We start from the raw sequence: 226 nt of genomic DNA, 5'->3' as shown, positions 1-226 counted from the left end.
GGACTTTGTGCGAAGTTGCATGCGGCCATAGAAGAACAGGTGCTAATGGGACCTGTGCGTCGACTCGCCATCAACTTTAGCTTGACTCCAGAGTTAGCACGTTGTCGGTCCGGATCACCTGCGGCAGACCTCGGGTCAGTGCCAGCCGGGCCAGCACCCGTGCCACGCCGTAGCCGGAGATCGCCCGCTCCACCTCAATCGCTACCGCCTCGTGCGTGGCATCGTC

At 61.9% G+C, this 226-nt stretch carries 1 pseudogene; it reads right to left on the bottom strand.

Annotated elements, in window-relative coordinates:
* Positions 1-100 precede the first annotated feature (100 nt).
* Positions 101-226, bottom strand: a pseudogene (locus tag QMX78_RS21630) (IS3 family transposase); the annotation flags it as partial.

This window comes from Stenotrophomonas sp. PS02298, assembly GCF_029959445.1.
GTDB lineage: Bacteria > Pseudomonadota > Gammaproteobacteria > Xanthomonadales > Xanthomonadaceae > Stenotrophomonas.
The sequence above is the reverse complement of the archived record's forward strand: the minus strand, read 5'-3'. Positions and strand labels throughout refer to the sequence as shown.